Here is a 25,140-nt window from a genome sequence, read left to right as displayed (position 1 = left end):
CGGCCGCGCCCCGAGGCGGCATGGCGTCAGGGCGCTTTGGCGGGCGGGAAGGCCGTACCCGGGCAATTGGCCGCCAGGCCCGTGTCGCCGACCCGGTCGGGCGCGCAGGCGGGGATCGCCGGGCGGCCGCCATTCTCGATGCGGGCCTCCTCCAGCCGCTCGAACTTCCACAGGCCGAGGCCGACCACGACCAGGATGGCGAGGAGTGCGGCTCCCGCCAGCGGCAGCCAGCGCGGCATCAGCGGGCGCCCGCACCGGCTTCCGGCACCGGCCGGGTGTGGGCGGTGTCGCCATGCTGGACGAAGGCGAAGAGGATCAGCCCCGCCATGAGGGCGGCGGCGGCGACGAAGACGGGAAACAGGCGACGCATCGGAGACGGGACCACGCTGACGGGAGATCGGAGGGCCGGCCCTGTGCCGGCGACCCATGACAACGCGCGGACCCGCCCTCGGGTCGCAGGGGCCGCCATCACGAATCCGGTCGCGCCGCGACCCGCTGCCCGGCCTCGCCGTGCCCGAGGCGTGCGCCCGCGCGGTTGACGATTCCGAAGCGCAGGACCGCCTGTTCGAGGTAGTCGATCGCCGCGATCAGGGCGCGCCGTGCCGGCTCCACGGCCTCGGGCTCGTCCTCGGGCGGCGTCTCGGCGAAGTTGACGGCGGCGATGAGCACCCGGTCGCGCTCGTCCTCGATCCGGCGGTCGCGCTCCACGCAGCCCCGGATGTCGGCGTCGAACGCCGCCACGACCGCGAACGGGAAGTCGTCGCGGCGCGTGCCCTTCGGGTAGGCTTGGGTCAGGCGGCGGGCGCGCTCGGCCGCGTGACGGACCTGGTCGGCGAGCTTGGACTCCATCGGGGGCTCCGGTGCCGGCAAGGGGGTGCTGGCAAAGGAGGGGGGCACCGGCGCGGGGGCAACGCACCGCATCCGGCCACCGGTTCCGACCGTGCACCAATGGCGCTTCGCCGCGTTATCGCCCCATGACCGATTCAACACCCCGCCTCGGCTTCTGCTGCAAGTTCATCCTTGAGGCGCCGCCCGAGAGCTTCAAGACCCTGAAGGCCGCCCGCGAGGCGACCCTCCAGATGAATCTCACCCACGCCACCATGGCCCACCTGAAGACCCTGGCGCCGGCCGCGCGCCGGGCCAAGCTCGAGGGGCTGGTGCGCCACAACCTCGGCGCCCTGGAGCGGCAGGTGGCCTGGGTGGCCGCCCGACCGCCCATCGAGCGCCTGCTGCGCATCGCCAGCAACGTGCTGCCCGGCTACACCCATGCGGTGGCGGCCGACATCTACGCCGAGCCCGAGATGCGGCGCCTCGTGGAGACGGGGCTGGCACGCATCGGCGACATCGCGCGGGCCGGGGCGGTGCGCCTCAGCTTCCATCCGGGCCCGTTCTGCGTCATCGCCTCGCAGAACCCGAACGCGGAGCGCAACGGCATCGAGGAGCTGGAGCACCACGCCGAACTCATGGCGATGCTCGGCTACGGCAGCGGCTGGCACCCGCACGGCGCCCACATCAACATCCATGTCGGCGCCCGCGACCCCGGCATCGCGGGCTTCCGCGCCAGCCTGCCCCGGCTCTCGCAGACCGCCCGCGACCTCCTCACGGTGGAGAACGACGAGAACTTCTTCGGGCTCGACACGGTGCTCGGCCTCGCCGACGTCGTGCCCGTGGTGCTCGACCTGCACCATCACTGGGTCGAGAGCCGGGGCGAATACATCGAGCCCGACGACCCCCGCGTGGCGCGGGTGCGCGAATCCTGGCGCGGGGTGCGGCCCGTGGCCCATATCAGCGTCTCGCGCGAGGGCCTGCTCGACGGGCACGCCCCCGACGCCCTGCCGGATTTCGCGGCCCTCACCGAGGCCGGACACAACTGGCGGGATCTGGCCGCCCATTCCGACCTGATGTGGAACCGGGCCGTGAACGCCCTGGTGGCGCGCCACATGGCCTGGGCGGATTTCGAGATCGAGGCGAAATCCAAGAACATCGCCTCGGTCGGCATCGCCGCCGAGATCGCGGCGATCCTGCCCGCCGCCCAGATCGAGGCGGCGGCCTGACCTTCGCCATCCGGGCGGCCCTGCGACCCGCGCAGCCTTGCCACCCGCGCAGCCTTGCCTTCGGCCTCGCCTTGGGCAAGGACGACGCCATGCCGCGCTTTGCCGCCAATCTCTCCCTGCTGTTCACCGAGATGCCCTTCCTCGACCGCTTCGCAGCGGCGGCGCAGGCGGGCTTCACGGCGGTGGAGTGCCTGTTTCCCTATGCGCATGAGCCGGAGGCCATCGCCGGGTGCCTCGCCCGGCACGGCCTGACGCTGGCCCTGTTCAACCTGCCGCCGGGCGACTGGCAGGCCGGCGAGCGGGGCCTCGCCGCGCTGCCCGACCGCTTCGCGGAGCTGCAGGCGGGCGTGGAGACGGGCCTGCGTTACGCCCGCGTCACCGGCGCGGGCCGGATGCACCTCATGGCGGGGCTCGCGGATGCGCGCGATCCCGGGGCGCAGGCCGCCTATCGCCGCGCCGTCGCCTGGGCGGCCGAGCGGGTGGGGCGCGAGGGCCTCGACCTCCTGCTGGAGCCGATCAACCCCCGCAACATGCCGGGCTACTTCCTCGGCGACGTCGAGGCCGCGGCGAGCCTGATCCGCGATCTCGCCCTGCCGAACCTCAAGCTACAGTTCGACCTCTACCACGCCCAGATCCTGCACGGAGACGTGACCACGCGCCTCGCCGCCCTGATGCCGCTGATCGGCCACGTGCAGACCGCGAGCGTGCCGGCCCGGCACGAGCCCGGCACCGGCGAGATGAACGACGCCTACCTCTTCGCCACCCTCGACCGGCTCGGCTATGCGGGCTTCGTCGGCTGCGAGTACAACCCAGCCAGGGGCACCGCCGAGGGCCTGGGCTGGTTCGCGCCCTACCGCGCGTCCCAGGTTCGGTAGCGGGTCGCCAGGTCCGGGAGCGGGTCGTCAGCCCCGCACCCGGCCCTCGATCGGGTAGGCCGGGTCGTTGTAGCCCGGCGTCGAGGGATGGCCGCTGACCACGTGGGCGTCGACCAGGGCCTCGTCCTCGGCCGTGAAGGTGTAGCCGAGGGCGCCGAGATACTCGTCCCACTGCGCCTCCGTGCGCGGCCCGGCGATCACAGAGGTGACGAGGCGGTTCGCCAGCACCCAGTTCACCGCGAACTGCCCCGCCGTCAGCCCGCGCGCGGCGGCATGGGCCTGGAAGGTCCGGGCGATGCGCAGAGATTCCGGGCGCCACTCCGTCTGCATCATGCGGGTGTCCTGGCGCCCGGCCCGCGTCCCTTCGGGAGCCGGCGCGTCCGGATCGTACTTGGCGGTGAGCACGCCCCGAGCGAGGGGCGAGTAGGGCACCACGCCGAGGCCGTAATGGGCGCAGGCCGGCAGGTGCTCGGTCTCGGGCATCCGGTTCAGGGCGTTGTAGTAGGGCTGGCTCACCACCGGGCGGTCGATCCCGAGGTCGTCGCAGAGGCGGCAGATCTCGGCGACCCGCCAGGCGCGGTAGTTCGAGACGCCGAAGTAGCGGATCTTGCCCTGGCGCACGAGCTGGGCGATCGCGCCTACGGTCTCGGCCAGCGGCGTGTCGTGGTCCTCCTTGTGCAGGTAGGTGATGTCGATGATTTCGGTGCCGAGGCGCGCCAGGCTGGCTTCGGTGGCGCGCAGCACGTGGGCGCGCGACAGGCCCCGGTCGTTGGGGCCCGGCCCCATCGGGTTGGCGAGCTTGGTGGCGAGCACCCAGGCCTCGCGGTCGCCGCGGATCGCCCGGCCCACCACCTCCTCGGAACGGCCTTCGTTGTAGGCGTTGGCGGTGTCGAGGAAGTTGATGCCGGCGTCCCGGGCGCTGTCGATGATGCGCGTCGCCGTGGCCTCGTCGGTCTGGCCGCCGAACATCATGGTGCCGAGGCAGAGCGGCGAGACCTTGAGGCCCGAGCGGCCGAGATTGCGGTACTGCATCGTGGCGTTTCTCTCCAGGAGGGTGCTCAGACCCCGTTCGGTATCCCCTCGGGAACTAAGCCCCGTCTCGTATCCATTGCACCAGACCGGCGGCGGTCCGAAAGTCTTCCAACGCATGAATCCGGGCGTCCGGCAGGGCCGCACGGGCCATCGTCGCGAGGGCATGGCCGGGGCCGAGTTCGAGCACCCGGGTCGCGCCGAACTCGGCGATCCCCTCCAGGCAGGCCGCCCAGTCGAGAGCCTGCGAGATCTGGGCGGCGAGCTTGGGCAGGCCGGCCTCCGGACGGAACACCGCCGCCCCGTCGAGGCCGCTGAGCAGGCGCGGCCCCGGACGCGGCGGCGTCGCCAGGGGCGCCTGCGCCAGCCGCTCGGCGAACCGGGCCGAGGCTTCGGCCAGGAGCGGCGTGTGCGAGGGGATGTGGACCGGCAGGCGCACCGCCCGCGCCGCGCCCGCCGCCAGCGCCTCGGCGCAGAGGGCGTCGAGGGCCTCGACCCGCCCGCCCACCACCACGCTGTCGGCGGCGTTGCGGATCGCCGGGTGGCAGGCATGGGTCGCCGCCAGGGCGAAGAACCGCGCGGCGGGCAGGCCGCGCAGGCCGGCGAGGCCGTAGCCGGGGCCGGCCGCCGCATCCATCGCCTCGGCGCGGGCGGCGGCGAGTTGCAGCACGGTCTGCGGCGCGAACAGGCCGGCGCAGCCGTAGGCCGCGAGATCGCCGATGCTGTAGCCGACCACGACGGAGCGGCCCGGGGCCGCCGCCCGCACCAGGGTCCAGGCGGCGAGACCGGCGACGCAGCACAGGATCTGCCCGGTGCGGTTGGCGTGGAGATCCTCCCCTGAACGCACGAGGTCGCGCGGGTCGCGCCCGAGGAGCGGGGTCGCGGCCGCGAACACGGCCTGCGCCTCCGGCAGGTCGGCGGTGAGCGCGAACATCTCCGGGTGCTGGCCGCCCTGGCCGGAGAGCAGGATCGCGAGGGTCATCGGCGCGCGACGATCATGCTTGCTCCCAGGCATCGACGAACAGGGTCATGGCGAGGAGGTCGGCCGCGCCGCCGGGGCTGAGGCGCCGGGCGACGAAGGCCCGGTGCAGGTGCTCCGCCTGCGTGAACCAATCGTCCCGCGCGATGCCGCCCCGGCTCAGGAAGCGGGCGGCCTCCGCCCGCGCAAAGGCGTACCCCTCCGGGCCGCCGCGATGCAGGAGGTTGGTGTCCTCGAGGGCGGCGATGAGGGCGAGGCAGGCTTCCACCCGCGCCGCCTCGGGCGCGTCGGGGCGCAGGGCCCGGGCCCGGCGCAGGGCGGGCAGGCCGGTGCCGTAGAGGGTCGGGAAGCCGGCCGCCGCCTCGGCGGGCGCACCGCCGACGCGATGCCGCCGACGCGCCCGCGCGCCGGGCGCGTGCAGCAGTTCGGGCCCGTCGAGGATGGCGTCCGCGTATCGCGCACGGATGTGGGCGCCGAGGCTCCCGGCCGCCGGGCGGGGTCCCAGCGCGCCGGCCGCCGCGCAGAGGAGGCCGAGGCCGAAGATCGCGCCCCGATGGGTGTTCACGCCCCCCGTGGCAATCCGCATCGCCGCCTCCGCCGCAAGGCCGATCCGGCGCAGGCGCGCCATCCCGGCGCCGCCCGCGCCGGCCTCGGCGAGTTCGGCGAAGGAGGGCTCCAGGGCGGCGGCGCTCGCCCGGAAGCTGCCCGCATCCATGTCCGCATGGCTGCCGCTGTCCACGTGGCTGACGAGGCCGGGCTTGGGGTAGGTTTCGAGTTCGTTGTGCAGGCAGGTGACCGCGAGGCGCGCGATCCCGTCCGGGTGCGGCCGCTCGGTCGTCGGCGCCGTGCGCGTGCGGAAGGCCAGCATGGGGGCGTCCTACGAAGCGGCGGGCGGCGGGGCGGGGGCCGCCTCCGTCGCCATGGGAACGGGCCGGAGTTCCAGGCGCTCCAGGCCCTTGGCGAGGACCGTGTCGCCCGGCCCGGCCGCCCGCACCTCGCGCCAGTTCAGGCCGAAGCCGTCGGGGAGCACGATCTCGCCGTCGAGGCGCATGGGGGCGGCGCGTTCGATCCGCGCCAGCCCGTCGAGACAGGTCCGGGTCACGGGGCCGGGCCAGAGGAGGTCGAGGTCGGAGGTCGCGGAGAGATAGGGCAAGCCGGTGAGCGCCTGCCAGAGCAGCCCGCCGAAGACGCGCGGCACGCAGCCGTGGGCGGCCCCGTGCGCCACCAGCGTGTCGAGGGTCGGGCGCCAGGACGGGGGAGCCGCGTGGCGGACCTCCGCCAGGGTCGGGCCGGGGCGGGGGCTGACGGCGGCGGGATCGAGGGCGAGCCCGATGCGGCGCTTGCCCTCGCCGGGGGGCAGGGGCAGGCCGGCGGGAACGCCGGCGGCGTCCTCGCCGGGCACCCGGCGGCGCACGATCACCGGCCAGCCCCGCTCGGCCCAGGCCGCGAGCAGCGAAACCCCGTCGAGGTCGGGGCGCGCCGCGAGCAGCGTCTCCCAGGCCTCCGGGTCCACGGTGAGCAGATCGTGGCGGACCCAGTCACGCACCGGTTGCCTCGCGCACCACCCGAGCGGCGATGTCGTGGGCGAGCGGGCGTCCGCCCCGGTCGCGGCCGAGCGCGTCGCGGGTGTCGGCGGCGGGGGCGTCCGCGATCAGCGCCGCGACCTGCGGTCCGAGCGGTTCGTCGGGATCGAGCACCGCCTGCACGGCGCCGGTCCGGACCATGTTGTCGAGGCCGGGCGCGAAGACGGAGGTGGAGCGGGCCATCGCTTCCAGCCGCTCCAGGGGCAGCTTGGTGACGCGGGCCACCGAGGGCAGGTCCATCACGCTCGGATGGGCGCCGGGCAGGGCCGCGAGCACACGGGTGGCGAGGGCGGTGGCGATGAAGGCGCCGGCCGCGCTGTGGCCGTAGAGGAGGCCGAGGGTCGGATGGCCCTTGGCATCCGCCAGCAGCAGCCCCTTGGCGAGATGCGCGAGGTACTCGTTGAGGCCGAGGAGCTCGTCGCGCCGGCTCATGCGCTGGCTGTCGGAATCGATGAGGACCAGGATCGGGGTGCCGCCGCCCGCCCGCACCACGTCGAGGACGCGTCCGGCCAGGTGGCAGGCCCCTTCGATCCCGAGGGGGATGTCCCCGTCGATACCGATCACGGCGAGGCGGCCCGCCCCGGAGGCACCGTCGCCACCGAAAGGACCTTCGCCAGCGATGAGCCCGTCCGTGACCGTGACGGCGTGGCCCTGGGGAAACAGCGAATCGAGGATCTCAGCGAGCGTCATGAGGAGCCTCCGGCAGGCCGGCGAGCAGGGCGTCGAAGGCCCCCGTGGTCAGGCCCGGCACCGCGGCGGGGTCGTTGATCCCGAGGCGGCCCCAGATCTCGGTGGCGTCCCGGGCGTCGCCGAAGCGGTCGAGGCGGGATTCGAGCCGCGCCTGCTCGGCCTCCAGGGTGGCGAGGTCGAAGGCCGGGGCCGCCGGGATCGCCGCACACGCGGCCGCGCGAAAGGCCCCGATCGTGTCGTCCGCGAAGGCATCCGCCGCGCCGAGGAGGCGCCGGTGCTTGCCGCCCATGGTGCGCCAGACCAGCGCCCGGTCGCGGGAATCGAACTCCTCGGCACCCCGGTTGGTCTCGATCACCTCGGGCCCGGAGACGCTGAGGCGCCCGCCCTCGGAGATGACGAGGCGCGCGCAGGTGCCGGCGATGAGCCCGCCGCCGCCGTAGCAGCCGGCCCGGCCCCCGATCAGCCCGATCACCGGAATGCCGGCGGCGCGCACGTGCGTGATCGCCCGCATGATCTCCGCGATGGCGGTCTCGCCGGCATTGGCCTCCTGCAGGCGCACGCCGCCGGTGTCGAACAGGATCAGCACGGCCGCCGGCTTCACCACGAGGGCCGCCCGCAGCAGGCCGACGAGCTTGGCACCGTGGATCTCGCCGAAGGCGCCGCCCATGAAGCGGCCCTCCTGCGCGGCGACGAGCACGTCCTGGCCGTCGAGGCGGCCGCGCCCGACGATCATGCCGTCGTCGAAGGCGCGCGGCAGGTCGAACAGCGGCAGGTGCGGGCTCATCATCCGCTGCTCGGGGCCGATGAATTCGTGGAACGTCTCCGCGTCGAGGAGGCCGGCGAGGCGCGCGCGGGCGCTGGCCTCGTACCAGCTCTGGTCGAGGGGCGACGTGGTCAGGGCGACCGGCTTCCAGTCCATCACGGTGCCTCCATCAGGCGGGCGCCCTGGGCGAGGCGCAGGGAGACGGTGTCGGGGCGGGCGCCCCCGTCGTTGATGGTGATGGTGAGCCCGCCCGGCTGCCGGCGGGCGACGAAATCGGCCACCACCGCCGCCCAGACCTCGCCGTAACCGGCGATCGCGGTGTCGATGGCGAAGCGGCACTCGCCGGGCGGGCAGTCGCGCTCCAGCAGCACTTCGAGGTTGCCGGAGGCCACCACCCCGGTGAGCGCGCTTTTCCGGCTGCCGGAGAGCGGCCGGGTCGTGGCGTGGTGGAAGTGCAGGGTCTCCATGGCAAAACTCCCTCACCAGTTCCGGAACTTGGCCGGCGGCTCGTAGAGCCCGCCCGACCAGTGCACGAGGTCCTTGATCGAGCGCGCCGCGAGCAGCGAGCGGTCGGCGTCGAGGGGCTCGATGCCGAGATCCTCGGGGCGTCGAATGATCCCGCGGGCGCGCAGGCGCTCGACTTCGGCGTGGTCGCGACCCCGCCCGACATCGGTGTAGCCGGCCACCCCGCGGATCGCCTGTTCCCGCTCGTCGAGCGTCCGGCACAGGAGCAGGTTGGCGATGCCCTCCTCGGTGACGATGTGGGTCACGTCGTCGGCGTAGACCATCACGGGGGCGAGCTCGAGGTTGAGTTTCTTCGCGAGCTCCAGGGCGTCGAGTTTTTCCACGAAGGCCGGGACGAGCTTGTCGCCGAAGGTCTCGACGAGCTGCACCACGAGCTTGCGCCCGCGCCGCAGGGCCGGGTCGCCGGTGCCGCCGGCCTCGCGCCCCGCCTTCATCCAGGTGTCGGAGGGGTGGCGCCGCCCGTGCGGATCGGAGCCCATGTTCGGCGCGCCGCCGAAGCCCGCGACCCGGTTCGTGGTCACGGTGGAGGAATGGCCCTGGAGATCGATCTGCAGGGTGGAGCCGATGAAGAGGTCGCAGGCATAGAGCCCCGCCGTCTGGCAGAAGGCGCGGTTGGAGCGGAGCGAGCCGTCGGAGCCCGTGAAGAACACGTCCGGGCGGGCGCGGATGTAGTTGTCCATGCCCACTTCCGAACCGAAGCAGTGGATCTGGTGGACCCAGCCGGATTCGATGGCCGGGATCAGGCTCGGATGCGGGTTCAGCGCCCAGTGGGTCGCGATCTGCCCCTTCAGGCCGAGGCGCTCGGCGTACGTGGGCAGCAGCAGCTCGATGGCCGCCGTGCCGAAGCCGATGCCGTGGTTGAGGCGGCGGATGCCGTACGCGGCGTAGATGCCCTTGATCGCCATCATGGCCATCAGGATCTGGGTCTCGGTCACCGCCGCCGGGTCGCGGGTGAAGAGCGGCTCGACGTAGAAGGGCTTGTCGGCCTCGACCACGAAGTCGACCCGGTCGCCGGGGATGTCGACGCGGGGCACCCGGTCGACGATCGCGTTGACCTGCGCCACCACCACGCCGTTCTTGAAGGCGGTCGCCTCCACCACGGTCGGCGTGTCCTCGGTGTTGGGGCCCGTATAGAGGTTGCCGTCCCGGTCGGCCGAGACCCCGGCGATCAGCGCCACGTTCGGCGTCAGGTCGATGAAGTAGCGCGCGAAGAGCTCGAGGTAGGTGTGCACCGCCCCGAGCTCGATCTGGCCGCCATACAGCATTTTCGCGATGCGCCCACCCTGCGGGCCGGAATACGAGTAGTCGAGCCGCTTCGCGATGCCCTGCTCGAAGATGTCGAGGTGCTCGGGCAGCACGATGCCCGACTGCACCATGTGCAGGTCGTGGACCCGGGCCGGATCGCAGGCGGAGAGGCCCCGGGCGAGGCAATCGGCCTGCTTCTGGTTGTCGCCCTCGAGGCAGACCCGGTCGCCGGGCTGAAGGATCGCCTCGAGGAGGTCGACGACCCGGGCCGCCGGCACGACCTTGCCGTCCGCGTGCGGCCGCGCCCGTTCGAGGCGCGCCTCACGGGCGGTGCGTTCCTGGCGCCAATCCATCATCCCGTCCGCTCCCTCGTTCCACCCCGCGTATACGGTCTGGCGCAATCCGCGCCTTCCGACATGCGAGGCTCCGCCCTCAGGCCCAATCAGTATTCCAAATTGCGTCTTTGTCAATACTCGGTATACTGACGGCAATCAAAAACGAATCACCGGATACCCAGGAGGAACGCCCCGTGCCCCATGCATTCCAAACGCCGCCCGCGACGATGCCGGAGGGAGCCCGATGACCATCTTCGGCGTCGCGCTCCTCGCACTCTGCACGCTGATCGGCGTGTTCCTCGGCGACCTGCTGGGCATCGCCCTCGGGGTGAAGGCCAATGTCGGCGGCGTCGGCCTCGCCATGATCCTGCTCATCGCCGCCCGGTCCTGGCTCCTCGCCCGGGGCAAGCTCGGCGGCGGGGTCAAGCTCGGGGTCGAGTTCTGGTCGACCATGTACATCCCCATCGTGGTCGCCATGGCGGCGCAGCAGAACGTGGTGGCGGCCGTGCGCGGCGGCCCCGTCGTGCTCATCGCCGCCACGGTGTCGCTCCTCCTGTGCTTCGCCTGCGTGGCCCTGCTCGGACGCTTCGGGCGCCGTGACGACCCCCTGGAGAGCGGACAGGTCCGCCACGGCGGAGCCGTGATCGGTGCCGACGACCGCGTGCCGCCCCCGTCCGTACAACCCCGCCCGGCCGAGAAGGTGTGATCCGATGCTGCACATGATCGAACACGTCTTCGTCGAGCAGAGCCTGGTGGCCGCCTTCGCGGTGGTCGGCGGGCTGATGCTGGTCTCGAACGTTCTCGGAAAGCGGCTCACCGCCGGCCGGGTCCACGGCTCGGCCATCGCCATCGTGCTCGGACTGGTGCTCGCCTACGTGGCCGGCCTGTATACGGGCGGCCAGAGGGGGGTCGCCGACCTGCCGGTCCTCGCCGGAATCGGCCTGATGGGCGGGGCGATGCTGCGCGACTTCGCCATCGTGGCCACCGCCTTCGAGGTCGACGTGGTGGAGGCGCGCCGCGCCGGCCTCCTCGGGGTTCTTGCCCTGGCGCTCGGCACCGTGATCCCCTTCGTCGTCGGGGCGCTCACGGCGGTGGCCTTCGGCTACACCGACGCGGTCAGCATCACGACGATCGGGGCGGGCGCCGTCACCTACATCGTCGGGCCGGTGACGGGGGCGGCGCTGGGCGCCGACTCGGCCGTGATGGCGCTCTCCATCGCCACCGGCGTCACCAAGGCCGTGATGGTCATGGTCGGGACGCCGCTGGTGGCCAAGCTCATCGGCCTGGACAACCCGCGCTCGGCCATGGCCTTCGGGGGCCTGATGGGAACGGTGAGCGGGGTCGCCGGGGGCCTCGCCGCCACGGACCCGAAGCTGGTGCCCTACGGCGCGCTGACGGCGACCTTCCACACCGGAATCGGCTGCCTCGTCGGTCCGTCGCTGTTCTACCTCACGGTTCGGGCCATCGTGGGATGACGGACGGGGTTTCGCACGTCCTGCGGAGGGAGCGCACCTCCTGCGAAGGAATCAAATGACGAACGAGGGGCCGATGGACGAGCAGGGGGCGGAGCGCGGGCTGCTCTCGGACCAGATCCGCAACGCGCTCACCGACGAGATCGCCGCCGGGCGGCTCGCCGCCGGCACGGCCCTGGACGAGCAGGATCTCGCCGACCGCTTCGGCGCCTCGCGCACCCCCGTGCGGGAGGCCCTGCGCCAGCTCGCCTTCAACGGGCTGGTGGAGCTGCGCCCGCGCCGGGGGGTCGTGGTCACGCGCCTGACGCCCGAGCGGATCATGGACATGTTCGAGACCACCGCCGAGTTCGAGGCGATGTGCGTGCGGCTCGCCACCTACCGGATGACGCCCCTGGAGCGCAGCCACCTCCTGGACCTGCACGCGCGCTCGGGCGACATGGTCGAGGCCGGCGATGTCGATGCCTACGACACCCTGAACCGCAGCTTCCACGAGGCCCTCTACGGCGCCACCCATAACGGCTTCCTGCAGGAGCAGGCGCTGGCGCTGCGCACCCGCCTCTCGGGCTTCCGCCGCACCCAGCTGCGCCAGGGCGACCGCATCCACGGCTCGCGCGCGGAGCACGGGGCCATCCTGGCGGCCATCGCCGAGGGCGACGGCGAGGCGGCGGCCCGGCGCATGCGCGCCCACATGCTCAACGCGGCGAGCGCCCTGCGGCACTACATCGACGCCCATTCCAACCTGTGATGCAGCACGCGCATGGGAAAAGAATTGATCGACCCAAGAAATGCACTGGGCACATGCATCGCGTGCTGCAGCGCACACCGGCCCCGCCGGCCCAGTCCTATATCGAGATCACACCAAGGCAACGGCCCCCGGACATCCTGGACGTGTTCCTCGAATGTTTGACGGAGACCGGGCTTGGACATCTGGATACTACGACCATGAACACCCGTCTTGCTTCCGCCGCCGCCGCCCTGGTCCTGACCTTCGGCCTCCCCGCCACGTCCGCCCTCGCGCAGAGCTACAACGCCCCGGCCGGCATCCCCGCCGCCGCCGCGCCCGGCAGCCGCGTCGTCGGATTCTTCGATGACGTGACCACCGGCTCGATCAGCCGCCGCCCGGACGATTCGGCCAAGGCCGGCAACGCCGAGCAGAACAACAAGCCGACGGCGAATTACGGCACCACCTCGGGCGGCCCGGCCTACTAATACCAAGTCTCAGTGAGCCTGACCCATAGGTCAGTCTCGCTGAGGTCCGGCGGACGACCGCCGCCGCGCCGTCGCGCGGGCAGATCTCAATGAGTCAAGCTCATCGAGATCTGGTATAAGGCCGGCTCGACTCGAGTCGACGACGGCGGGGCGCGAGCCCCGCCGTTTTCGTGTGTGCAGGCCGTCAGCGCGCGAGGTAGTCGGTCAGCGTCATCCCGAACAGGATAGCGACCCAGAAGAAGCCGGCCCCGGCGAAGAGCCGCACCAGGGGCGGTTCGTGGCGGACCTCCATCGAGACCAGGAGGATGATCGCCACCATGGCGGCGACCACCAGCAACTCGACGATCCAGACCTGCTCGAAGGGCCGCGTCGCCCCGAGCGCGACGTTCACGGCGAGGAGGCCGAGCAGCGCCAGGAAGGTGAGGACCGGCCTGCGCAGGCGGTTCCGGAGGAGGGCGCGGTCCTGCGGGCTGAGGGAGGCCAGGGGGTTGCGCATCGCGGCTCTCCTACCGGTTGACCACGTAGAGGACCGGGAAGGCGATGATCCAGATCAGGTCGATGAAGTGCCAGTACAGGCCGTAGACCTCGATCCAGTTCTGGTGCCGCTGAAGGAAGCCGGGGCGGGACGCCTTCCAGGTCAGCCCGAGCAGGATGGCGATGCCGGTGAGGAGGTGCACCGCGTGCAGCGCGGTCGCCACGTAGTAGAGATTGACGAAGAGGCGCGTGGCCGGCTGCTCGGCCAGCGCGTAGGGCCGGCCGGCGAGGAAGGGCATCATGTGCTCCTCGTAATCGGCGACGTACTCGTAGCCCTTCAGCATCAGGAACAGCGTCCCGAGGCCCGCCGTCGCGAGCAGGCAGCCGACCATCATCCGCTGCCAGCCCAGCCGCGAGAGTTCGATCGCCGCCGACATGGTGAGGCTGGAAACGAGCAGCACCACGGTGTTGGCGGCCCCGATCCAGAACTTGAGGTGCCCGGCCGCCGCCTGAACCGCCTCCGGGTGCAGCAGGCGCAGGATCAGCGCGGCGAGGAACAGCCCGGCGAAGAGCAGGAGCTCGGTCAGCAGCCAGGCCCAGATGCCGAGCGTCGCGGCGTGGCGCTGCTGCGCGACGGTGGCGAAGTGCTCGGCCCGCTCCACGCCGACGGGTTCGGCACCGGCGACCTCCGCGCTCACGTGTGGTGCCTCCCCGTCTCGGGGGCCTGGATCGGGTAGTCGTAGGGCACCTCCGGCACCCGGGGCGGCTGCGAGAAGTTGTGCGGCGGGGGCGGGGAGGTGGTCTCCCATTCGAGGCCCTTGGCGTCCCAGGGGTTGGCGGGCGCGCGACGCCCGAACCACAGGGAATAGACCAGGTAGAGCATCGGGAAGAGGTAGCCCGCCGCCAGGATGGTGGAGCCCGCCGAGGAGAGCACGTTGAGGAGCTGGAATTCCGGCGGGTAGGTCGCGTAGCGCCGCGGCATGCCGAGGTAGCCGAGGATGAATTGCGGGAAGAAGGTGACGTTGAAGCCCACGAAGATGAACAGCGCCGAGATCCGCCCCCAGGGCTCGCTGTACATCCGCCCGGTGATCTTCGGCCACCAGAAGTGCAGGCCGCCGAGGAAGGCCAGCACCGTGCCGCCGACCATGATGTAGTGGAAATGCGCCACCACGAAGTAGGTGGCGTGGACGTGCTGGTTGATGGCCAGCGTCGCGAGGTAGAGCCCCGTCAGGCCGCCGAGCACGAACAGCCCGATATACCCCATGGCGTAGAGCATCGGGGTGTCGAGGCGCAGGCGTCCCTTATGGATCGTGGCGGTCCAGTTGTAGACCTTCACCGCCGAGGGCACCGCCACCGCGAAGGAGAGGGCCGAGAACGCCAGCGAGGCGAGGTCGCTCTGCCCGTTGACGAACATGTGGTGGCCCCAGACGAAGAAGGTCACCGAGGCGAGCCCGATCGCCGCGTAGGCCACGAAGCGGTAGCCGAAGAGCTTCTTCTGGGCGAAGGCCGGCACGATCTCGGAGATCACCCCCATGCCGGGCAGCACCATGATGTACACGGCCGGGTGCGAGTAGAACCAGAACAGGTGCTGGAACAGCACCGGGTCACCGCCATAGGCCGGGTCGAACACGCCCACATGGAAGGCGCGCTCGGCGATGAGCAGGATCAGCGCCAGGGTGATGACGGGGGTGGCGAGCAGGAAGATCAGGCTGGTGGCGTAGTGCGTCCAGACGAAGATCGGCAGGCGGAACCAGGTCATGCCCGGCGCGCGCATGGTGTGGATGGTGACGACGAAGTTGAGCCCCGTGAGGATCGAGGAGAAGCCCACGATGGTGACGCCGATGAGCGCGGGCAGCACCCAGGTGTTCGAGAAGGCGGTGGAGAGCGGCGCGTAGAAGGTCCAGCCGGTATCGACCCCGCCCAGCACCACCGAGACCAGGGTGAACAGCGCACCCGCCATGAAGACGTACCAGCTCGCGAGGTTGAGCCTCGGGAAGGCGAGGTCCTTGGCGCCGATCATCAGCGGGATCAGGAAGTTGCCGAAGGTGTTGGGGATCGACGGGATGAGGAAGAACCACACCATCACCACACCGTGGATGGTGAACGCCTTGTTGTAGGTGTCGTTGGTCATGATCGCGCCGTTGGGCACGACCAGCGCGAGGCGCACGAAGCCGGCGGCCACCGCGCCGATGACGAAGAAGGCGGTGATGCTGGCCAGGTACAGCAGCGCGATGCGCTTGTGGTCGGTGCTGAAGAACCACGAGCGCAGGGTCGAGCGCGCGTGGAGGTAGTCGTCCGGCCGGTCGAGGGTCGGTGGCGGGGTGTGGGGTTCGCGCGCGGCGGCGTCGCCGTGCAGGGTGCCGGCGCGGCTCATCGGGTGGCTCCTTCGGGGGCTTGCCCGGCGACGCGGTCGTCGGATCTGAGATACGCCACCAGGCGGTCGAGGTCGTCCGCCGGGATCACCCCGCGGAAGCTCGGCATCACCTGCTTGTGGTTGCCGGCGAGCCGGTTCGCGTTGGGGTTCAGGATCTTGGCGCGGATGTAATCCGCGTCGGCCGTGATCGTGCGGCCGTCGGCGAGATGGACCGGGCGCCCGTCGAGGCCCGCGAGCGCGGGCGCGTTCACCCCCGCCACGGCCCCATCGTGGCAGCCGGCGCAGCCGTAGGATTCGTAGATGGCACGGCCCGCCGCCAGGTTCGATTGCTGCGCGCCGGCATGGGTCAGCCAGTGCTGGTACTCGGCCCGCGTCATCAGCGTGAGGTTTCCGTCCATGGCCGAGTGGTCGGTGCCGCAATATTCCGAGCAGTAGAGCCGGTAGGTGCCGGTGCGGTCGGCCTTGAACCAGATCTCGGTGGTGCGGTCGGGCAGGGCCGCCATCTGCAGGCGCAGGGCCGGCAGGTAGAGGGCGTGGATCACATCCTGGCTGGTGATGCGGATGCGGATCGGCTGGTCGACGGGCAGGTGGAGGTCGTTGATCTCCGACTGCCCGGTGGGGTGCTGGAACTTCCACATCCACTGGCGGCCCACCGCCTCCACCACCATGGCGTCGGGCGGCGGGTGGCGGGACTGGATGTAGAGCTTCGCCCCCCAGACGAAGAAGGCCAGCGTCAGCAGGTAGGGGATCAGCATCCAGCTGATCTCGATGAGGAAGCTGCGGCGCTCGTCGGTGCTGCGGTCGGCCCGCTCGCCCTCCCGGTAGCGGATCGCGAAATAGGCGATGGCGAGGAAGACCGGCACCGTGAGGAGCAGGGTCAGGACCGTGAAGCCGAGGATGATGTGGTCGGTCTCGACCGCCGCGGCGGAGGCGGCCGGGGGCCAGAGGGCGAGGGCGGAGGGATCCGTCATCGGGCCGGCGCCTGTCTCGGCTCCGGGGCCGGCCCGGGTTCCGGGTCGAAGGGCTGGCCGGCGGTGAGCGCCATGGCGCGGTCGATCGGGATGCGCGCGCGGGTGCGGTCCGCGTCGAGATAGGCGTAGCCGGAGAGGCGGGCGGCCTCGTCGGCTTCCTTCGCGTCGATATCCACGTAGGGGTCGGGCTGCAGGTTCGGGGGCGGGGGCCGGACCGCGCGCGTCTGCTGGGCGGTGAGGGGGGGCAGGGCGGCGCGCTGGTGCCCGAGGACGAGGTGATCGAGGGCCAGCACCGCCGCGATGGTGACGAGCACCGTTCCGGCGAGCCCCAGCATCACCCAGGCGGTCCGGCCCGCCGCGACGTCGCTGCGCTCGTAGTCCCACTCCGCGTCGGGCCGCGCCGCCTCCGAGGCCCCGGCCGGACGCGATCCGACGCCGGTGCGGCGCAGGATCAGGCCGGCGAGGATCGCGGGGACCAGCCGGAGGCCGGAGGAACGGGGGACGTTCGGGGGGCTCATGCGGGGTGTCCCTCGGCCGAGCGGCCGGGCCGGAGCGTCACGAGACCGGCGGCGAGGCAGGCGAGGCCGAGCCCGGCCAGGGCGTCCGGGAGCGTGACGACGAAGGCGCCGCGCGCGGCCGGCGTCACGAACCAGGCGAGCCCGGCGGCCTGGACCGCCAGGGCGAGGGCCGCCACCGCGCGGGTCGCCCAGGGGCCGGGCCGCAGGGTGAGGGCGGCGGCGAGGAGGGCCGCGGCCCCGCCCGCGAGGCTCAAGGCCCGCCCGAGGAACCCGCCGCGCGCGAGGTACCACGACACCTCCGCGGGGAGGTTGGCCGACCAGACCACGAGGAACTGCACGAAGTGCAGGAAGGCCCAGGTCGCCATGAGGAGGGCGAGCGGCACCGCCCCGGATTCCGGCCGGGCGGGCGTCCGGAGGATCGCGGCGGCGAGCGCCAGCCCGCTCCAGGACACCATCATCAGGAGGCCGATCAGGCTGGAGCCGAGGCGCGGATCGAGGGCGGTGACGAGGTCGAAGCTCACCAGGGTCGCCAGCACCGCGTGCAGGCCGAGAACCAGGGCGGCCGGATACCCCGGACGCGTCGCCCTGCGGCAGAGCCAGACCCAGAGGGCGAGGGCGGCGGCGAGCCGCGCGAGGACGAACGGGACCGTCAGCCAGAACGCCGCGAGCGGCGTCGAGGCCGGCGCCCCCCGGGCAAAGGGATAGAGGTCCGGCACCACCGCGAGCAGGGGCAGGCCCAGGAGAGCCGCCACGGGCATCAGCCCCAGGCAGCGCAGGAGGGCGGGACGCAGGGATACGGTCGTCGAGGAGGCTCGCGCAGGCCCGAGGGCATCGAGGGCGACGACCAGGGGCAGCGCGCCGAGCGGCAGGGCCAGCAGGCAGAGCCAGGCGGCGAGGTAGGCGGCCTGCCATTCCCCGAGGAGGACGCCGAGGGCGAGGGCGGCGAGACCGGCCAGGATGAGGGGGAGGGCGCTCACCGGATCGCCTCCAGCTTCGCGCGGTCTTCCCCGGGCAGGCTCGCCACCCGCGCGCCCTGGCTCAGCTGCAGGGCGCGGAGATAGGCGACGATGGCCCAGCGGTCGGCCGGGGCCACCTGCGCGCCCATGCCGAACATCGCCCGGTGTCCCTGCGTGATCGCGGCGTAGAGCCGGTCCGAGGAGGCCGCCGCCAGTCGCTCTTCGGCGAAGGCGGGGGCGGCGGGAAAGCCGCGCGCCACGATCATGCCCTTGCCGTCGCCGCTGCGGCCGTGACAGGGCGTGCAGGCGATGCCGTAGCGCTCCCGGCCCCGCGCCAGCAGGGCGGCGTCGATGAGCGCCGGGCGCGGGACGTAGCGGGCGGGATCGGTGCGGGGCACGGTGCCGGGCACGGGCGCGCGCATGGTCATGCCCTGCGGGAAGAAGCGGTTGGCGTCCCAGGTCTTGGCCCGGGGCTGGTCGCGCATGTTCGCCTCGCCGCAGCCGGCAAGGGTCAGGCCCAGGGCGAGACTCAGGGCCAGGGTCGGGGCCAGGGTCGGGGCGAGGGGGGCCACGCGCCTCATCGCGGCACCCGCCGGATGGCGAGCGGGCGTCCGGCGCCCTCGGGCAGGGCAGCGAGCTGGCGCGCGATGCGCTCGGCATCGAAGCCGGGGCCGCGGGCTTCCGCCGCCAGGAAGTAGCGGTCCCGCGTGGCGCGCCCGAAATCGGGGATGTTGAAGGCCGGATGGTTGAGGCGCGGCAGGCGGTTCACGAACAGGAACACGGCGTGCACGGCGAGCGTCCCGCTCAGCATGGCGAAGGAGACGCTCGGCACCACGAAGGAGGGCCAGGAGAAGCGCGGGCGCCCGCCGACATCGAGGACGTAGCCGTAGGCCGTGGCGTAGACGCACATTCCGTAGAAGGCCGCGCCCCCGGCGAGCGCCGCCCCGAGGGCGTAGGGGCGGATCGAGCGGTGCCGCCGGGCCAGGGCCTTCAGGGCATCGGGCATCGGCAGGGGGCCGTAGGCATCGAGGCGCACGGCCTCGCCGTGGTGGAGGCGCCGGCGCGCGAGCGCGCGCATGGCGGCGGCGAGGTCCGCCTGGGTGTCGAACTCCGCGCTGACGCCCCAGACCGGCGTGTCGGCCGGGAACGCGTCTTCCGGGATGCTCCCTTGTGCCGCGTCCCGGACCGGGCTCTCGGCCGCCCGGGTTTCGGACAGACCGCGCAGGTCCGTGATCGAGGCCACCGGCAGGGCGCGCAGGAACAGGAGCAGCAGGACGAGGAACATCCCGACGGAGCCCGCGAAGGTCGCGACGCCCCAGAGCCCGACCCGGTAATCGTGGGCCGACGACGGCAGGAAGTCGTGGGAGAGCGTCACCACCAGCACCATGACGTGGTCGGCATAGGCCCCCACCGCCACGAGGGCGCCGACCAGCGCCAGCGTCAAGGGAGAGCGCCGGAAGCGCGCCCACCAGAACAGGTGGACGGGCAGCAGTGCGCAGGTCAGCACGGTCCAGGCCGCCCAGGCCTGGGATCCGGTGAGGCGGCGCACCAGGGTGGCGCGCTCGAAGGCGTCGCCGTGCAGGAACCCCGAGAAGAACTCGGCCGCGTAGCAGTACAGGCTGGCGAGCCCGAGCCCGAGGAGCAGCCGGGCCAGGATCTGCGCGTGCCGCTCGGTGATCTCAGCCTCGAGGCCGTAGACGGCGCGCACCAGCATCGCCAGGGCGGCGGTGACGGCGACCCCGGAGAACACCGCGTTGATGAGGTAGGCGACGGGCAGGATCGTGTCGTGCCAGCCCGGCAGCACGGAGCCCGCCAGCATCACCGAGGCCCCGGTCTGGAGCGAGACCACGAGGAGGAGGCCGAGCAGGGCGACGGTGCGGTAGGCCTGGCGCCAGAGCTGCCAGTGCGAGGCGGAGCCGCGCCAGCCGGCGGCGGCGATGCCGTAGGCCTGCGCCTTCAGCCGGGGCCAGCGGCGCGGCCGCCCGGCCGCCTCGGACTTGGCGCGGGCCTCCGCGAAGGCGCGGTCCCGCAGGGCCGCGAGGTCGGGCAGGAGCCCGATATACCAGAGGCTCACCGTCACCACGAGGAAGCTCACGATATCGATGGCGTCCCAGACCAGGGGCGAGCGGAATTGCGGCCACAGGCCCAGCGTGTTCGGGTAGGGCAGGTTCCAGTAGAAGAACCACGGCCGCCCGAGGTGGATGATCGGGTAGAGCCCCGCCGCGAGGGTGCAGAGGAGGGCGTTGGCCTCGGCGAGGCGGGTGATCGCCCCCCGCCAGGGGGCGCCGGTGAGGCGCAGGATCCCGGCGACCGCGAGGCTGCCGCAGGCGAGGCCGATCCACCAGTCGTAGGAGGCGATGTCGAGCGCCCAGACGACGGCGTTGTTGTTGTTCCAGAGGCCCACCCCGCTGAAGAGCAGGGCCAGGATCACCCCGAAGAACAGGGCGAGCAGGCCGCAGGCCGCCGCGAAGGCGATCCACCAGCGCCGCCCGAGGGGGTCGTGCAGGGCGCGCGCCGCGAGGCTGTCGCCCGATCGGGCCGGGGCGTCGGGGGTGAGGATCGCCTGCGCCACGGCGCGTCAGCCCTCCCGGCCCGGTTCGGCGCCGGGCGCCAGGCTCGCGAGGTAGGTGGTGCGCGGCCGGGTGTTGAGTTCGCCGAGCAGCGCGTAGTTGCGCGGGTCGCGCCGCGCCGCCGCCACCCGGCTCGCGTCGTCCGAGAGGTCGCCGAACACGATGGCACGGGTCGGGCACGCGCCCTGGCAGGCGGTCTCCACGGCGCCGTCGGGGATGGGCGCGTGGGCCGCCTTGGCCGAGTCGATGCGCGCGTTCGCGATGCGCTGGAGGCAGTAGGTGCACTTCTCCATGACGCCGCGCGCCCGCACGCTGACCTCGGGGTTGCGCTGCTGCTGCTCCACCGGCGCCATCTCGCCGGTGTAGTCGAGGAAGTTGAAGCGCCGGACCTTGTAGGGACAGTAGCTCTGGCAGGTGCGGGTGCCGATGCAGCGGTTGTAGACCTGCAGGTTCAGGCCCTCGCTGTCATGCACCGTGGCCTCCACCGGGCAGCCGAGCTCGCAGGGGGCGCTCTCGCAATGCATGCAGGGCACGGGCTGGAAATGCGTCTCCGGCGCGTCGAGGCCGCCCGCGTAGTAGCGGTCCACCCGCAGCCAGTTCATCCAGCGCCCGCGCGCCACCTCCTCGCGTCCCACCACCGGGATGTTGTTCTCGGACTGGCAGGCGGTGAGGCAGGCATTGCAGCCGATGCAGGCGTCGAGGTCGATCACCATGCCCCAGGCCCGGGCCTTGCCGGCGCCGGCGGAGGCTTCGCCGCGTCCGGCGGAAGGCGGCTCGGCGTAGAAGGACGGCACCACGACCCCCGGCGCATCGCCGACGCTCGGGGCCCCCACCGGCTGGACGCGCACGAAATCGTGCCCCGCCATGGTGCCGAGATCCTGCGTCGTCACGGGCTTGGCCGTCCGGCCGGTCTTCGTCACGGTGACGTCGGGGAGGCGGTCCGGGGTGGCGCCGGGGCGCAGCGCGTTGGCGTCGTAGCCGAGGCCGTGGGCGAGGTGGTCCGGCACCCGGCGGCCGTAGCCGAGGGTGAGGGTGACGGTGCGCTCGGCCTGCCCCGGCAGGATCCAGGCGGCCCCCTCGATCCGGCGCCCGTTCGCCTCCACCGCGACGATGTCGCCGGTGGCGAGGTGCAGGCGCTCGGCGAGCGCGGGGCTCACCGCGACGACGTTCTCCCAGACCACCTTGGTCAGGGGTTTGGGCAGTTCCTGCAGCCAGCCGAGATCGGCCGAGGCCCCGTCCCAGACGCAGGGATCGGGGCGGAAGACCGCCTCGATGCGCGCATCCGGACGCGCCTCGGGAGGCGCCGCCACACCGCCGGTCGGCGTCACGGCCTCCGGTTCCAATGCGCTGTCGGGCAGGAAGCCGAGGCGCAGGGCCTCGCCGAACCGGGCCTCGAAGGCGGCCTCGTCCTCGCCCGGCCCGCGCCACTGCCGCTTGAGGAGGGCGAGCCCCTGCTCGGGCCCCTCCGCGACGGGGATCTCGGCCCCGAACAGGCTCAGGATCTCGTGGGCCGAGCGTCCGCCATAGAGGGGCGCCACCGTCGGCTGGATCAGCCCCACCGTCCCGTCGAGGGCACGGGCATCGCCCCAGCTCTCTAGCGGATGGGCCAGGGGCAGGTGCCAGTCGGCATGGGCGGCGGTCTCGTCGGCATAGGTGGCCGCGTGGATCTTGAACGGCACCCGGGCGAGGTGCTCGGCGAAGGCGAGGTCGCCCGGGGCCGCGTAGACCGGGTTGACCCCGAGCATCAGCAGGGTGCCCACGCGGCCCGCCGCCATCGCGTCCCTCAGGTCGGTCAGGGTCTCGGCCCCGAGCACCGGGACCGGCGCGGTGTGCAGCACCGTGGCGCCGGTGTTGCCGAGCGCCCCGTTGATGCGATGGACGAGGGCGTGGACCGCCGCCGGCTGGGCGAGGCCGGCGGTGACGAGGCTCCGGCCCCGGTTCGCCTCAAGCGCCGCGCCGGCACGGGCCAGCCACGCCGCCATCGGGCCGTCCGTGATCTCGGCCCGGCCGCCCTCGGCGAGGCGCAGCAGGTCCTGCCCGAGTCGCGCGATGGCGTCGGAGCCGGCCGCCAGGGTGTGGTCGGCCTTGACGCTGGTGAGCCCCGGCGTCGGGGCCGCCGCGTGCAGGGTGAGGAGGCGCCCCTCCGCGAGGGCGGCGCGGCGCGCCTCGATCCAGCGGCGGGACAGGCCGACCTGCCCCGGCCCGGCATCGAGGAAATCCCCGTCGAGGGCGACGATGGCGTGGGCCGCCGCGAAGCGCGCCTGCGTCTCCAGGGGGCGGCCATAGGCCTGGCGCGCGCCGGCGTAGAGGTTGTCGCGCGGCACCGTCTCCAGCACGTGCCAGCGCAGGCCCGGATAGGCCGCCCGCAGCCGCGCGATCTCGGCGGCGAGGCTCGGGGAGGTCACCGGTCCCGTCAGGAGGTGAAACCCGGCGCCCGCGCTCGTGCGCAAGGCCGCCAGGCGCGGCAGCAGCGCGGCGCGGAAGGCGGCCCAGGCGGACGGGCGCCCGAGGTTGCGCACCGCCTGGCTGCGGAACGGGTCGTAGAGCCCGAGCACCGAGGCCTGGGCCATCACGTCGGTGCCGCCCCGGCTCCAGGGATGCTCGGGGTTGCCCTCGACCTTCAGGGGCCGCCCGTCGCGGGTGGTGACCAGGATGCCGTTGGCGAAGCCGTCGAAGAGCGCACAGGTCGCGTAGGCGAGGGGGGCGCCCGCCACGATCCGCTCCGGCTGCGCCACGTAGGGCACCTCGCGGCCGCGCCCGTCGACGGGTTCGCAGGCCGAGAGCCCGGCCATCGCGAAGGAGGCCGCCATGAGCTTGAGGAATCCGCGCCGCTCCGGGCCCCGCGCCAGGGATAGAGCCCCGGGGAACGCGGTGGCGAGGTAGGCCCGGAAGGCGGGCGTCTCGGCGAGCGCGTCGAGGCTGCGCCAGAAGGCCGGCCCGCTCCCGGCGGCGAGGTGGCGGCGCAGCTGCGCGAGGTCGGGCCCGGATCCCGTCATCGGTGGCAGATCCCGCATTCGGTGAGCCGGTCGCCGCCCCGGATGTGGTTCTTCGCGACGAGCTCCGGCCCGAGGGTCGCCTGGTCGGCGGGCGGGCTCCAGTTCATGTTCCAGACCTGGTCCGGCGTGCGCACGTAGCGGTCCGGCGCCCGGTGGCAGTCGAGGCAGAACTGCATCTCGAAGGCGTTGGCCCGGAACGTCATCTGCATGGTGGTGACGTCCCCGTGGCAGGTGGAGCAGCCGATCCCCTTCGTCACGTGCACGGAATGGTTGTAGTAGACGTATTGCGGCAGCTTGTTCAGGCGGGTCCAGCGCAGGGGCTCGCTGTTCGCGAAGCTGTCGCGCACGGGCTTGAGCATGTCGGAGCCGGTCCAGATCTGCGAGTGGCAGGTCATGCAGGTCTGGGTCGGGGGCAGCCCGGCGGTGGCCTGGGTCTCCACCGTGGTGTGGCAGTAGCGGCAATCGATGCCGAGTTCGCCCGAATGGTGCTTGTGGCTGAAGGGGACGGGCTGGGCCGGGGCGATCCCGACGCCGGTGACGTAATCCGAGCGCACGATCCCGGCGACCACCACCGCTCCCCCGGCGAGGAGCGCCGCGCCGGAGAGGAAGGCCAGACGCAGGAGCGCGTCGGCGCCGGGCGCGAAGAGCTGGGCCATCAGGCGCGGGGCCGCAGGGTCCAGGGTTGGCAGGTCCAGGGTTGGCAGATCCGGGACAGGCGGTCACGACAGCGTCTCATCCGGCCCCAACCCTCACGATCCGACGGGAGAACCGCACGCCGTCGGCCAAGGTTCATTTCGAGACTTCGCGCCGACCCTTGGCCCCGGGACTTCGCGTCGACCCTCGGCCGACGACGCCTTGCTTCGCGAGGGATCCTTGTCGCAAGCCCCGCATCGGTGCGACCCAAGTTTCCGCGAGCGGCCGCGCGGGGCCACGAACAGGATGGGACCACCATGAAGGCGCCAGACGAGCCTGCCGGTCCGATGCGTGCGATCCGGGGACGGCGGCCAGGGGCCCTCCTGCTCGGTCTGGCGGGCCTGTTCCTGCTTCCCGGCCCGGGCGCGGCGCGCCTTGCCGAGAGCGACCTCGCACGGGTCGCCCTCGCGCCGGCGCCCGGGGCCCGCGTCCCGATGGCGCTCGCCCTCACGGACGCGGCGGCGGGGCCGACCACCCTGGGGGCAGCGCTGGGCGGGCGGGCAAGCCTGCTCCTCCCCCTCGACTACACCTGCGAGAACGTCTGCGATCCGATGCTCGCGATGTCGGCGGCGGCGCTCCAGGCCAGCGGCCTCGTCCCCGGACGCGATGTCGGCTTCGTCCTCGTCGGCCTCGACCCGAGGGACGGCGTCGAGGCGGCCCGGCATCTGCTGCGGGCGCAATCCGTGGACAGCGCGCGCGCGCTGGTCGGCGATGCGCAGGGGATCGCGCAGCTCACCGAGGCCCTCGGCTACCGCTACGCCGTCGATGGAGAGACGGGCCGCATCGCGCATCCGGCGGCAGCGGTCCTGCTGACGCCCGACGGGTCCGT

General features: G+C 72.7%; 28 protein-coding genes (1 of these 28 running past the window's edge). 7 read left to right on the top strand and 21 right to left on the bottom strand.

Annotated features, from left to right (window positions below; genetic code table 11):
- Positions 1-26: 26 nt before the first annotated feature.
- The 3 genes from OF380_RS23440 to OF380_RS23430 form a co-directional block, all read right to left on the bottom strand.
- Positions 27-239, bottom strand: coding sequence for a hypothetical protein (locus tag OF380_RS23440; protein WP_264048048.1), 213 nt, complete (start codon positions 237-239; stop codon positions 27-29).
- Positions 239-370 carry a hypothetical protein gene (locus tag OF380_RS23435; RefSeq protein WP_264048047.1) on the bottom strand — a complete coding sequence of 44 codons (132 nt, stop codon included), beginning with the start codon at positions 368-370 and terminating at the stop codon, positions 239-241. Before OF380_RS23435 ends, OF380_RS23440 begins: the two co-directional genes overlap by 1 nt.
- Before the next feature lie 98 nt (positions 371-468).
- The gene (locus OF380_RS23430) at positions 469-849 is read right to left on the bottom strand and encodes a hypothetical protein (RefSeq protein WP_264048046.1); all 381 of its coding nucleotides are present in this window, start codon (positions 847-849) and stop codon (positions 469-471) included.
- Positions 850-974: 125 nt separating this feature from the next.
- Between OF380_RS23430 and OF380_RS23425 the strand changes: the two genes are divergently transcribed.
- Entirely contained in the window at positions 975-2,054 is a 1,080-nt protein-coding gene (locus tag OF380_RS23425; protein WP_264048045.1) for an apurinic/apyrimidinic endonuclease family protein, read from the top strand.
- Between the two features lie 89 nt (positions 2,055-2,143).
- Positions 2,144-2,929 (top strand): 2-oxo-tetronate isomerase, encoded by a 786-nt coding sequence (otnI, locus tag OF380_RS23420; RefSeq protein ID WP_264048044.1) that lies wholly within the window; start codon positions 2,144-2,146, stop codon positions 2,927-2,929.
- A gap of 27 nt (positions 2,930-2,956) precedes the next feature.
- Here otnI and OF380_RS23415 read toward each other — a convergent pair whose 3' ends face one another.
- Genes OF380_RS23415 through mdcA form a run of 8 tightly spaced genes read right to left on the bottom strand, consistent with a single transcriptional unit; the run spans position 2,957 to position 10,099 of the window.
- Positions 2,957-3,961, bottom strand: coding sequence for an aldo/keto reductase (locus OF380_RS23415; RefSeq protein ID WP_264048043.1), 1,005 nt, complete (start codon positions 3,959-3,961; stop codon positions 2,957-2,959).
- 55 nt (positions 3,962-4,016) lie between these two features.
- On the bottom strand, positions 4,017-4,940 hold the full coding sequence (locus tag OF380_RS23410; RefSeq protein WP_264048042.1) for an acyltransferase domain-containing protein: 924 nt from the start codon (positions 4,938-4,940) through the stop codon (positions 4,017-4,019).
- Positions 4,941-4,953: 13 nt separating this feature from the next.
- Positions 4,954-5,805: a triphosphoribosyl-dephospho-CoA synthase MdcB gene (gene mdcB, locus OF380_RS23405; RefSeq protein ID WP_264048041.1), complete on the bottom strand. Its 852-nt coding sequence runs from the start codon at positions 5,803-5,805 to the stop codon at positions 4,954-4,956.
- A 9-nt stretch (positions 5,806-5,814) separates the two neighbouring features.
- On the bottom strand, positions 5,815-6,483 hold the full coding sequence (gene mdcG, locus OF380_RS23400; protein WP_264048040.1) for a malonate decarboxylase holo-[acyl-carrier-protein] synthase: 669 nt from the start codon (positions 6,481-6,483) through the stop codon (positions 5,815-5,817).
- Positions 6,476-7,210, bottom strand: a complete 735-nt coding sequence (gene mdcE / locus OF380_RS23395; protein ID WP_264048039.1) for a biotin-independent malonate decarboxylase subunit gamma — start codon at positions 7,208-7,210, stop codon at positions 6,476-6,478. Before mdcE ends, mdcG begins: the two co-directional genes overlap by 8 nt.
- Positions 7,197-8,129: a biotin-independent malonate decarboxylase subunit beta gene (locus OF380_RS23390; protein WP_264048038.1), complete on the bottom strand. Its 933-nt coding sequence runs from the start codon at positions 8,127-8,129 to the stop codon at positions 7,197-7,199. Before OF380_RS23390 ends, mdcE begins: the two co-directional genes overlap by 14 nt.
- The gene (gene mdcC / locus OF380_RS23385; protein ID WP_264048037.1) at positions 8,129-8,440 is read right to left on the bottom strand and encodes a malonate decarboxylase acyl carrier protein; all 312 of its coding nucleotides are present in this window, start codon (positions 8,438-8,440) and stop codon (positions 8,129-8,131) included. The genes OF380_RS23390 and mdcC overlap by 1 nt, the downstream gene beginning before the upstream one ends.
- Before the next feature lie 12 nt (positions 8,441-8,452).
- Positions 8,453-10,099 (bottom strand): malonate decarboxylase subunit alpha, encoded by a 1,647-nt coding sequence (mdcA, locus tag OF380_RS23380; protein WP_264051460.1) that lies wholly within the window; start codon positions 10,097-10,099, stop codon positions 8,453-8,455.
- Positions 10,100-10,322: 223 nt separating this feature from the next.
- On the opposite strand from mdcA, the gene madL reads away from it, so the two are divergent.
- The 4 genes from madL to OF380_RS23360 all read left to right on the top strand — a co-directional run bounded on the left by madL (position 10,323) and on the right by OF380_RS23360 (position 12,759).
- Positions 10,323-10,784, top strand: a complete 462-nt coding sequence (gene madL / locus OF380_RS23375; protein ID WP_264048036.1) for a malonate transporter subunit MadL — start codon at positions 10,323-10,325, stop codon at positions 10,782-10,784.
- A gap of 4 nt (positions 10,785-10,788) precedes the next feature.
- Positions 10,789-11,553 (top strand): malonate transporter subunit MadM, encoded by a 765-nt coding sequence (madM, locus tag OF380_RS23370; protein ID WP_264048035.1) that lies wholly within the window; start codon positions 10,789-10,791, stop codon positions 11,551-11,553.
- A gap of 55 nt (positions 11,554-11,608) precedes the next feature.
- Positions 11,609-12,295, top strand: a complete 687-nt coding sequence (locus OF380_RS23365) for a GntR family transcriptional regulator (RefSeq protein WP_264048034.1) — start codon at positions 11,609-11,611, stop codon at positions 12,293-12,295.
- A 197-nt stretch (positions 12,296-12,492) separates the two neighbouring features.
- Complete coding sequence (locus OF380_RS23360; protein WP_264048033.1) at positions 12,493-12,759, top strand: hypothetical protein; 267 nt, start codon at positions 12,493-12,495, stop codon at positions 12,757-12,759.
- A 184-nt stretch (positions 12,760-12,943) separates the two neighbouring features.
- Here the strand turns inward: OF380_RS23360 and OF380_RS23355 are convergent, their stop codons facing one another.
- The 10 genes from OF380_RS23355 to OF380_RS23310 are packed head-to-tail and all read right to left on the bottom strand — an operon-like array spanning position 12,944 to position 24,274.
- A complete protein-coding gene (locus OF380_RS23355) occupies positions 12,944-13,255 on the bottom strand; it encodes a cytochrome C oxidase subunit IV family protein (RefSeq protein WP_264048032.1) in 312 nt (103 codons plus the stop codon).
- A gap of 10 nt (positions 13,256-13,265) precedes the next feature.
- Entirely contained in the window at positions 13,266-13,931 is a 666-nt protein-coding gene (locus OF380_RS23350) for a cytochrome c oxidase subunit 3 (protein WP_264048031.1), read from the bottom strand.
- On the bottom strand, positions 13,928-15,607 hold the full coding sequence (locus OF380_RS23345) for a cytochrome c oxidase subunit I (RefSeq protein WP_264048030.1): 1,680 nt from the start codon (positions 15,605-15,607) through the stop codon (positions 13,928-13,930). Before OF380_RS23345 ends, OF380_RS23350 begins: the two co-directional genes overlap by 4 nt.
- Positions 15,604-16,578, bottom strand: a complete 975-nt coding sequence (gene coxB / locus OF380_RS23340) for a cytochrome c oxidase subunit II (RefSeq protein WP_264048029.1) — start codon at positions 16,576-16,578, stop codon at positions 15,604-15,606. Before coxB ends, OF380_RS23345 begins: the two co-directional genes overlap by 4 nt.
- Positions 16,575-17,096, bottom strand: a complete 522-nt coding sequence (locus OF380_RS23335; RefSeq protein WP_264048028.1) for a hypothetical protein — start codon at positions 17,094-17,096, stop codon at positions 16,575-16,577. The genes coxB and OF380_RS23335 overlap by 4 nt, the downstream gene beginning before the upstream one ends.
- Complete coding sequence (locus OF380_RS23330; RefSeq protein WP_264048026.1) at positions 17,093-18,073, bottom strand: hypothetical protein; 981 nt, start codon at positions 18,071-18,073, stop codon at positions 17,093-17,095. The genes OF380_RS23335 and OF380_RS23330 overlap by 4 nt, the downstream gene beginning before the upstream one ends.
- On the bottom strand, positions 18,070-18,633 hold the full coding sequence (locus OF380_RS23325) for a c-type cytochrome (RefSeq protein ID WP_404810499.1): 564 nt from the start codon (positions 18,631-18,633) through the stop codon (positions 18,070-18,072). The genes OF380_RS23330 and OF380_RS23325 overlap by 4 nt, the downstream gene beginning before the upstream one ends.
- Positions 18,630-20,624 (bottom strand): quinol:electron acceptor oxidoreductase subunit ActD, encoded by a 1,995-nt coding sequence (locus OF380_RS23320; protein WP_264048024.1) that lies wholly within the window; start codon positions 20,622-20,624, stop codon positions 18,630-18,632. The genes OF380_RS23325 and OF380_RS23320 overlap by 4 nt, the downstream gene beginning before the upstream one ends.
- 6 nt (positions 20,625-20,630) lie before the next feature.
- The gene (locus OF380_RS23315) at positions 20,631-23,618 is read right to left on the bottom strand and encodes a TAT-variant-translocated molybdopterin oxidoreductase (RefSeq protein ID WP_264048023.1); all 2,988 of its coding nucleotides are present in this window, start codon (positions 23,616-23,618) and stop codon (positions 20,631-20,633) included.
- A complete protein-coding gene (locus tag OF380_RS23310; RefSeq protein ID WP_264048022.1) occupies positions 23,615-24,274 on the bottom strand; it encodes a cytochrome c3 family protein in 660 nt (219 codons plus the stop codon). The genes OF380_RS23315 and OF380_RS23310 overlap by 4 nt, the downstream gene beginning before the upstream one ends.
- Positions 24,275-24,568: 294 nt before the next feature.
- Between OF380_RS23310 and OF380_RS23305 the strand changes: the two genes are divergently transcribed.
- On the top strand, positions 24,569-25,140 hold the 5' portion of the coding sequence (locus OF380_RS23305; protein WP_264048021.1) for an SCO family protein. Its footprint extends 253 nt past the window's final position; 572 of the gene's 825 nt are visible here — the first part of the coding sequence; it begins with the start codon at positions 24,569-24,571; its stop codon lies beyond the right edge, outside the window.

Origin of the sequence: Methylobacterium sp. FF17 (assembly GCF_025813715.1) — a bacterium.
Classification (GTDB): domain Bacteria; phylum Pseudomonadota; class Alphaproteobacteria; order Rhizobiales; family Beijerinckiaceae; genus Methylobacterium; species Methylobacterium flocculans.
Note: the sequence above shows the minus strand (reverse complement) of the source record. Positions and strands in the feature narration are given on the sequence as shown.

Bases quoted from the DNA above. Each gene is read 5' to 3' on its own strand.
- OF380_RS23430 (WP_264048046.1), bottom strand. From the start codon at position 849: ATGGAGTCCAAGCTCGCCGACCAGGTCCGTCACGCGGCCGAGCGCGCC.
- OF380_RS23425 (WP_264048045.1), top strand. From the start codon at position 975: ATGACCGATTCAACACCCCGCCTCGGCTTCTGCTGCAAGTTCATCCTT.
- OF380_RS23355 (WP_264048032.1), bottom strand. From the start codon at position 13,255: ATGCGCAACCCCCTGGCCTCCCTCAGCCCGCAGGACCGCGCCCTCCTC.
- OF380_RS23315 (WP_264048023.1), bottom strand. From the start codon at position 23,618: ATGACGGGATCCGGGCCCGACCTCGCGCAGCTGCGCCGCCACCTCGCC.
- OF380_RS23360 (WP_264048033.1), top strand. From the start codon at position 12,493: ATGAACACCCGTCTTGCTTCCGCCGCCGCCGCCCTGGTCCTGACCTTC.
- mdcC (WP_264048037.1), bottom strand. From the start codon at position 8,440: ATGGAGACCCTGCACTTCCACCACGCCACGACCCGGCCGCTCTCCGGC.
- OF380_RS23335 (WP_264048028.1), bottom strand. From the start codon at position 17,096: ATGAGCCCCCCGAACGTCCCCCGTTCCTCCGGCCTCCGGCTGGTCCCC.
- mdcA (WP_264051460.1), bottom strand. From the start codon at position 10,099: ATGATGGATTGGCGCCAGGAACGCACCGCCCGTGAGGCGCGCCTCGAA.
- OF380_RS23440 (WP_264048048.1), bottom strand. From the start codon at position 239: ATGCCGCGCTGGCTGCCGCTGGCGGGAGCCGCACTCCTCGCCATCCTG.
- otnI (WP_264048044.1), top strand. From the start codon at position 2,144: ATGCCGCGCTTTGCCGCCAATCTCTCCCTGCTGTTCACCGAGATGCCC.
- madM (WP_264048035.1), top strand. From the start codon at position 10,789: ATGCTGCACATGATCGAACACGTCTTCGTCGAGCAGAGCCTGGTGGCC.
- coxB (WP_264048029.1), bottom strand. From the start codon at position 16,578: ATGACGGATCCCTCCGCCCTCGCCCTCTGGCCCCCGGCCGCCTCCGCC.
- mdcE (WP_264048039.1), bottom strand. From the start codon at position 7,210: ATGACGCTCGCTGAGATCCTCGATTCGCTGTTTCCCCAGGGCCACGCC.
- OF380_RS23390 (WP_264048038.1), bottom strand. From the start codon at position 8,129: ATGGACTGGAAGCCGGTCGCCCTGACCACGTCGCCCCTCGACCAGAGC.
- OF380_RS23345 (WP_264048030.1), bottom strand. From the start codon at position 15,607: ATGAGCCGCGCCGGCACCCTGCACGGCGACGCCGCCGCGCGCGAACCC.
- OF380_RS23410 (WP_264048042.1), bottom strand. From the start codon at position 4,940: ATGACCCTCGCGATCCTGCTCTCCGGCCAGGGCGGCCAGCACCCGGAG.
- OF380_RS23365 (WP_264048034.1), top strand. From the start codon at position 11,609: ATGACGAACGAGGGGCCGATGGACGAGCAGGGGGCGGAGCGCGGGCTG.
- mdcB (WP_264048041.1), bottom strand. From the start codon at position 5,805: ATGCTGGCCTTCCGCACGCGCACGGCGCCGACGACCGAGCGGCCGCAC.
- OF380_RS23310 (WP_264048022.1), bottom strand. From the start codon at position 24,274: ATGGCCCAGCTCTTCGCGCCCGGCGCCGACGCGCTCCTGCGTCTGGCC.
- OF380_RS23435 (WP_264048047.1), bottom strand. From the start codon at position 370: ATGCGTCGCCTGTTTCCCGTCTTCGTCGCCGCCGCCGCCCTCATGGCG.
- OF380_RS23415 (WP_264048043.1), bottom strand. From the start codon at position 3,961: ATGCAGTACCGCAATCTCGGCCGCTCGGGCCTCAAGGTCTCGCCGCTC.
- madL (WP_264048036.1), top strand. From the start codon at position 10,323: ATGACCATCTTCGGCGTCGCGCTCCTCGCACTCTGCACGCTGATCGGC.
- OF380_RS23325 (WP_404810499.1), bottom strand. From the start codon at position 18,633: ATGAGGCGCGTGGCCCCCCTCGCCCCGACCCTGGCCCCGACCCTGGCC.